The 7,309-nt window shown below is 59.7% G+C and carries 4 protein-coding genes and 1 pseudogene; 2 read left to right on the top strand and 3 right to left on the bottom strand.

Features of this window, described 5'->3' with window-relative positions; translation table 11 throughout:
* Positions 1 to 1,704 (bottom strand): annotated as a pseudogene (locus tag AC1DH9_RS22530) (ATP-binding cassette domain-containing protein); the annotation flags it as partial.
* Positions 1,705 to 1,917: 213 nt separating this feature from the next.
* Between AC1DH9_RS22530 and AC1DH9_RS22525 the strand changes: the two are divergent.
* Positions 1,918 to 3,846: a transglycosylase SLT domain-containing protein gene (locus tag AC1DH9_RS22525; RefSeq protein WP_477808811.1), complete on the top strand. Its 1,929-nt coding sequence runs from the start codon at positions 1,918 to 1,920 to the stop codon at positions 3,844 to 3,846.
* 13 nt (positions 3,847 to 3,859) lie between these two features.
* Here the strand turns inward: AC1DH9_RS22525 and AC1DH9_RS22520 are convergent, their stop codons facing one another.
* The gene (locus tag AC1DH9_RS22520) at positions 3,860 to 5,656 is read right to left on the bottom strand and encodes an ABC transporter transmembrane domain-containing protein (protein ID WP_427544746.1); all 1,797 of its coding nucleotides are present in this window, start codon (positions 5,654 to 5,656) and stop codon (positions 3,860 to 3,862) included.
* 258 nt (positions 5,657 to 5,914) lie between these two features.
* On the opposite strand from AC1DH9_RS22520, the gene AC1DH9_RS22515 reads away from it, so the two are divergent.
* Positions 5,915 to 6,052, top strand: a complete 138-nt coding sequence (locus AC1DH9_RS22515) for a PA1571 family protein (protein ID WP_477808810.1) — start codon at positions 5,915 to 5,917, stop codon at positions 6,050 to 6,052.
* Positions 6,053 to 6,066: 14 nt separating this feature from the next.
* Here AC1DH9_RS22515 and pdxB read toward each other — a convergent pair whose 3' ends face one another.
* A complete protein-coding gene (gene pdxB / locus AC1DH9_RS22510) occupies positions 6,067 to 7,209 on the bottom strand; it encodes a 4-phosphoerythronate dehydrogenase PdxB (RefSeq protein ID WP_427544742.1) in 1,143 nt (380 codons plus the stop codon).
* Positions 7,210 to 7,309 lie beyond the last annotated feature (100 nt).

The raw sequence follows: 7,309 nt of genomic DNA, 5'->3' as shown, positions 1-7,309 counted from the left end.
CCTTGGCGGTTTCAGCAGCAGGACGTTGATAGAAACCCGCATCGGCCATTTCGGTTTGCACCGCGGCGATCTGCTGTTCCTTGGCATCGATATCGCCCGGCAGCGCTTCCAGCTCACGTTGCAGCTTGTAGCTGAGCTTTTTCTTGGCCACTGGTGCTTCTTGAGCTACCACCGGCGCAGGCGCCGCAGTGACGACTGCAGAGTTCAGGTCGGCCTTGCCGGACTTGCTCTCGGTCACACCCAACAGGCGCGGCGAGCCGCCCTGACGCAGCCAGTCCTGATAACCACCGACGTATTCGCGAACCTTGCCTTCACCTTCGAAGACCAGGGTACTGGTCACCACGTTGTCGAGGAATGCCCGGTCGTGACTGACCATCAGCACGGTGCCGTTGAAGGTCAGCAAGACCTCTTCGAGCAGCTCGAGGGTTTCCACGTCGAGGTCGTTGGTCGGTTCGTCGAGTACCAGCAGGTTGGCCGGTTTGCTGAACAACTTGGCCAGCAACAGACGCGCACGCTCACCACCGGACAACGCCTTGACCGGCGTACGGGCACGCTGCGGGCTGAACAGGAAGTCGCCGAGGTAGCTCAGTACGTGACGGCTCTGACCATCGATATCGATAAAGTCGCGACCTTCGGCGACGTTGTCGATCACGGTCTTTTCCAGATCCAGCTGATGGCGCAACTGGTCGAAATAGGCCACATCGATGCGAGTACCCTCTTCAACCGTACCGCTGGTCGGCTGCAAACCACTGAGCATCAACTTCAGCAAGGTGGTTTTGCCGGTACCGTTGGCGCCCAGCAGACCGATACGGTCGCCGCGCTGCAGGACCATGGAGAAGTCCTTGATCAGGAACGGGCCATCCGGGTGGGCGAAGCTGACGTTCTCAAGGACCATCACCTGCTTGCCGGACTTGTCAGCGGTATCCAGCTGAATATTGGCTTTGCCAGTGCGCTCACGACGCTCGCTACGCTCGACACGCAGCGCCTTGAGGGCACGAACGCGACCTTCGTTACGGGTGCGACGAGCCTTGATGCCCTGACGGATCCAGACTTCTTCCTGGGCCAGCTTCTTGTCGAACAACGCGTTGGCGGTTTCTTCAGCGGCCAGCGTGGCTTCCTTGTGAACGAGGAAGCTGGCGTAGTCGCCGTTCCAGTCGATCAGGCCGCCGCGATCCAGTTCCAGGATGCGGGTTGCCAGGTTTTGCAGGAAAGAACGGTCGTGCGTGATGAACAGCACGGCGCCCTGGAAATCCTTCAACGCCTCTTCAAGCCAGGCGATGGCACCGATGTCCAGGTGGTTGGTCGGTTCGTCGAGCAGCAGCAGATCCGGTTCGGAAACCAGGGCCTGCGCCAGCAGGACGCGACGACGCCAGCCGCCGGACAATTCGGCGAGGGTTTTGTCAGCCGGCAATTGCAGGCGGCTCAGGGTACTGGGCCTTCGGCAACCACGTCGAACACTGTCCGCTCGTCGGCCACCGGTAATTCTTGCGGCAATTCGCCGATCTTGAGGCCTGGTGCGCGCCAGACGGAGCCGTCATCAGGCTTCTGATCGCCTTTGACCAGCTTCATCATGCTGGATTTGCCAGTGCCGTTGCGGCCGATGATGCACACCCGCTCACCACGGGCGATCTGCCAGGACACCTTGTCCAACAACGGCATAGCGCCGAAAGCAAGGGACACATCGCTGAATTTGAGCAGGGTCATGAGCTTCTCCAAAAACCGGGCGCGCATTCTACCTGACTTGCGACGTCAGAAGGCCGGCATTTTCAACGTCGAAGCACTCTGCACAACAATTGTTGCGATCTTGTACCGACGAGCCGGCAAAGCTTTCGCCGGTTGCTGGCAAAAGGCTAAGCTATAAATAATCAGTGCTCGCATTTGCAGGTACTTGTCGTGTTTTTTCTGCCCGGATGTCTCATGCGCAGTCGCCTTGTCAGTTTTTTATCCTGTTTGCTTCTTTCTGCCGCTGCCGTTCAATCCGCCCAGGCGGTGGACCTGTCTACCCAACGCCAATATTACGACGAAGCCAAGCGCGCCTTGGCCAAAGGTGATACCGGCCCGTATTTTCGCTACAGCCAGGAGCTGAGCGATTACCCGTTGGAGCCGTATCTGGCCTATGACGAGTTGACGGCGCGCCTGAAAACCGCAAGCAACGATGAGATCGAAAGATTCCTCGCCGAGCACGGCGACCTGCCGCAAGCCAACTGGATGAAATTGCGCTGGTTGCGCTGGCTGGCTGAACGGGGTGACTGGTCGACCTTCGTCAAATACTACGACCCCAAACTCAATTTCACCGAACTGGACTGCCTCAATGCGCAATACCAGATCGGTCACAACCTCAAGTCCGAAGGTTACGCCAACGCTGACAAGCTCTGGCTGACCGGAAAATCCCAGCCTGAAGTCTGCGACTCGTTGTTTGCGCAATGGGCCGCCGAAGGCCAACTGACCGAACAGAAACGCTGGGAACGCCTCAAACTCGCCGCTCACGCACGCAACTATGCGCTGGCCAACAGTTTGATCAACAACATGACCACCCTGGCATCGCGTGGGCGTTTGTTGGTAGACGTCGCGCAAAGACCTGAAATGCTCGACCAGCCTTCGCGCTTCATGCCGGCCGACGAAGCCATGTCCGACATTGTCAGCCTTGGCCTGCGCCGCTTCGCGCGCCAGGATCCGGACCGGGCAATGGCCCTGCTCGACAGCTATGCCGCCAGCATGCATTTCTCTCGCGACGAAAAGGTCGCCATCGCCCGTGAAATCGGCCTGACCCTGGCCCGTCGTTTCGACAGCCGCGCCCTTKATGTCATGACCAAGTACGACCCGGATCTGCGCGACAACACCGTATCCGAATGGCGCTTGCGCTTGCTGTTGCGCCTGGCGCGCTGGGACGAAGCCTATCAGTTGACCAGTCGCCTGCCACAGGATCTGGCCCTGACCAATCGCTGGCGCTACTGGAAGGCCCGTAGCCTGGAGCTGGCCCAACCACAAAACCCGGAAGCGCAAACCCTGTACAAGAGTCTGGCCCGTGAGCGTGACTTCTACGGATTCCTTGCCGCCGACCGCTCGCAATCACCGTATTCGCTGATCAACAAACCGCTGATGCTGAGCCCGACGCTGATCAACAAGGTTCGCAATACCCCAGGCATACGTCGAGCGCTGGAATTCCTTGCCCGCGGGCAAATCGTCGACGGGCGCCGCGAGTGGTACCACGTCAGCCGCCACTTCAGCCGTGACGAAATGGTTGCCCAGGCGAAACTGGCCTACGACCTGAAGTGGTATTTCCCGGCGATCCGCACCATCAGTCAGGCGCAGTATTGGGATGACCTGGACATTCGTTTCCCGATGGCCCACCGCGATACCCTGGTACGTGAAGCCAAGGTCCGTGGCCTGCATTCGAGCTGGGTGTTCGCCATTACCCGCCAGGAAAGTGCCTTCATGGACGACGCCCGCTCCGGCGTCGGCGCCAGCGGCCTGATGCAGTTGATGCCCGGCACCGCCAAGGAAACCGCGCGCAAGTTCAGTATTCCGCTGGCCTCGCCGCAGCAAGTGCTGGACCCGGACAAGAACATCCAGCTCGGCGCAGCCTACCTGAGTCAGGTCCACAGTCAGTTCAACGGCAACCGGGTCCTGGCCACCGCCGCCTACAACGCCGGCCCCGGCCGCGTTCGCCAGTGGCTAAGCGGTGCCAACCACCTGAGCTTCGATGTCTGGGTCGAAAGCATCCCGTTCGATGAAACCCGCCAGTACGTACAGAACGTGCTGTCTTACTCGGTGATCTACGGCCAAAAGCTCAACTCACCGCAGCCGCTGGTGGATTGGCAAGAGCGGTATTTCGACGATCAATAACCGGTAATACCGGTTATGTAGGCGCTGCCGAAGGTTCGCCGTCTTCGGCGGCGCCTACAAACTGCAACGCCGCCAGCCGCGCATACAGCGCATTGCTGGCGATCAGTTCGTGGTGCGTACCCACCGCCACCACTTTGCCTTGGTCCATCACTGCGATCCGGTCGGCGTTCTTCACCGTGGCCAGGCGATGGGCGATGACCAGTGTGGTGCGGTTTTTCATCAAGCGAGGCAGTGCTTGCTGGATCAGGTGTTCACTTTGCGCATCGAGGGCGCTGGTCGCTTCGTCCAGCAACAGAATCGGTGCATCCACCAATAACGCCCGGGCGATGGCCAGGCGCTGACGCTGACCGCCGGAAAGTCCGAGACCGCCGTCCCCCAGATGCGTCTGGTAGCCATCAGGCATTTTTTCGATGAAGTCGTGAGCGTAGGCAATCTTCGCCGCTTCCTGGACCTGAGCCAGGGTTGCCGAGGGTTTGCCATAGCGGATGTTCTCTTCGATGCTGCCGAAGAACAGCGCCGGGTTTTGCGACACCAGCGCGAAACAACGGCGCAAATCCATAGGATCAAGCTGGGTCAGCGGCACACCATCGAGCAGGATGCGGCCCGCTATTGGATCGTAAAAGCGCAACAGCAGGTCATAAACCGTCGACTTGCCGGCCCCCGAAGGTCCGACCAGCGCAAGGGTTTCGCCGGCCTTGATGGCCAGGCTCAAACCATCGATAGCGTAGCTTTCGGGCCGTGACGGGTAGGAAAAACGCAGATCTTCGAGCAGCAAATCGCCACGCACTCGATCAGGCAAAGTCACTTGTCCCGAGACCGGTGGCTGGATGATGTTTTCCGAACGCAGCAACTCGGCAATTCGTTCAGCCGCGCCGGCAGCCCGCTGCAGCTCGCCAATCACTTCGCTCAAGGTGCCAAAAGCACTGCCGACGATCAGGCTGTAGAACACGAACGCCGCCAGCTCACCCGCAGAAATGCGCCCGGCCATCACATCCATGCCGCCGACCCACAGCATCACCGCCACCGCCCCCAGCACCAGCATGATCACCAGGGTAATCAGCCAGGCGCGCTGGATGATACGTTTGCGTGCGGTGTCGAAAGCCTCCTCCACGGTGACGGCGAAGCGTTGTTCGTCCTGCACCTGATGGTTATAGGCCTGCACGGTCTTGATCTGGCCAAGGGACTCCGACACATAGCTGCCGATATCGGCAATACGATCCTGACTCAAGCGCGACAGACGGCGAACCCGGCGACCGAAGATCAGAATCGGTGCGATCACCACCGGCAGTGTCACCACCACAATGCTGGTGAGTTTCGGGTTGGTGATGAACAGCAGCACGACTCCACCGATGACCATCAGCAAATTGCGCAGGAACAGCGACAGCGACGAGCCGATCACCGATTGCAGCAGCGTGGTATCGGCCGTCAGGCGCGACTGGATCTCCGAGCTGCGGTTGTTCTCGTAGAACCCCGGGTGCAGGTAAATCAAATGATTGAACACCTGTTGGCGGATATCGGCCACGCAACGCTCACCGATCCACGACACCAGGTAGAAACGCATGAAAGTGCCGATCGCAAGGCCCAACACCAGCAACATGAACACGCCGATGGACTGGTTGAGCAATTGCGGGGACTGGGTCATGAAGCCCTGGTCCACCAGCAGGCGAATGCCCTGCCCCATGGACAAGGTAATGCCGGCAGTGACGATCAGCGCCAACAAGGCACCGAGCGCCTGCCAACGGTAAGGTGCAACAAAACGACTGGCCAGGCGAATGGCACGGCGGTGACGGGCAGACAGCATCAGGATCATCCGAAAGCGCAAACTGAAAGAATCAACCCGGCCAAGCCTACACCGGTCGATCCGCCATAACGCTGTAAATCACAATGAGTCAGGTTAATTATGACCGCTGACAATAGAGCCTAGATGTTATCGGTCTAAAGTCCGGCTAGAAGTCCGGGGTTATTTCTGATGGACTGGTAATGCCGCCTTGTCCCCTGTAGGGAGTTGTCACAGCTTGGTCATTTGGTGGTTCTACAGTAAACGTACAACCTGATGAGGAGACAGGCCATGTCCTTGCAAAACAGCAGCGATGACAAGATTCAAGTGATCCGCACCCAGCCACACCAGTCTCTGGGCTGCGGCTCGCTCCCACAGTGGATTCTCGGTGTTCACAAAACCCTGTGGGAGCGAGCCTGCTCGCGATGAGGCCGACTCGATCCCTAGACGACCACTGCCCCCAGCGCCGCCACCATTTGTCGCAACGCCGGCGACTCACCTTCAATGCGCACCTTCAGCCCGTCAATCTCACGCCGTTCAGGGTAATGCTTGCGCAACAAGTCAAACGCCGTGCGCTGTTCGGCACCGCTGACCACCAGGCTACGGCGGAAATCCGCGTCATCACGACGCGGGTCGTACACGCCACGACAGACCATCGCCAAGGCCCAGGCCGGATCACAACTGGCGTTCAAGTGGACTTGCGCCAGCCACGGTGCCGGCAACAGCTCATCGAGAGTGACCTTTGCGGGTTGCCCGAGGAACTGGCAAAACGCCTGATAGATCTGCGCAGTCCCGCGCTGCTTGCCGTCGAGGCTGTAACCGGCGATATGCGGGGTAGCGATCACACACAACTCGGCCAAGCCGATATCGACGCTCGGCTCGCCTTCCCACACGTCCAGCACCGCTTGCAGGTCTTCGCGCGCCAGCAGCACTTCACGTAGCGCGCTATTGTCCACCACCGGACCACGGCTGGCGTTGATCAACCAGGCGCCAGGCTTGAGCTGGTTCAAACGGTTTTGGTCAAACAGGTGCCAGGTCGAATGCTCGGCGTTATTGCTCAACGGGGTGTGCACACTGATAACGTCGCATTGCGCGATGATCTGCTCCAGGCTGACGAAGTCGCCGCCTTCAGCCGCCTGACGCGGCGGATCGCAGACCAGCACTTTCCAGCCCAGACCTTGCAGAACCTTGACCAGCCGACCACCGACTTCACCGGCACCGACCACCCCGTAAGTGCGCTCGGTCAGGTCGACGCCTTCGATTTCGGCCAGGGTCAGCAGGCTGCCCAACACGTAGTCGACCACGCCTCGGGCATTGCAACCCGGCGCGCTGGACCAGGTGATGCCGGCCTGCTGAAAGTAATCCAGATCCAGGTGATCCGTACCAATGGTGCAKGTGCCGACAAACCGCACATTGCTGCCTTCGAGCAAGTTGCGGTCGACGTTGGTCACCGAACGCACCAGCAGCACATCGGCCGCCTCGACCGTGGCGCGGTCGATGGAGCGTCCCGGTACGCGGCGTATTTCACCGAAACCTTCAAAGAACGCATCGAGCAGCGGGATATTTTCGTCGGCAACAATCAGCATGGCAGGCTCCTTTGGCGGATCGGCAGTGTAGGCGTAGATGAAGGTGATGAGCCAGCAGGCAATGCACTACTTGTGGCGAGGGAGCTTGCTCCCGCTGGAC

Source organism: Pseudomonas sp. 05T35, from assembly GCF_056396605.1.
This window is presented reverse-complemented; position numbering and strand designations above follow the sequence as displayed.

Excerpts from the sequence above, each read along its gene's own strand:
- AC1DH9_RS22520 (WP_427544746.1), bottom strand. The coding sequence starts at position 5,656 with ATGATCCTGATGCTGTCTGCCCGTCACCGCCGTGCCATTCGCCTGGCC.
- AC1DH9_RS22515 (WP_477808810.1), top strand. The coding sequence starts at position 5,915 with ATGTCCTTGCAAAACAGCAGCGATGACAAGATTCAAGTGATCCGCACC.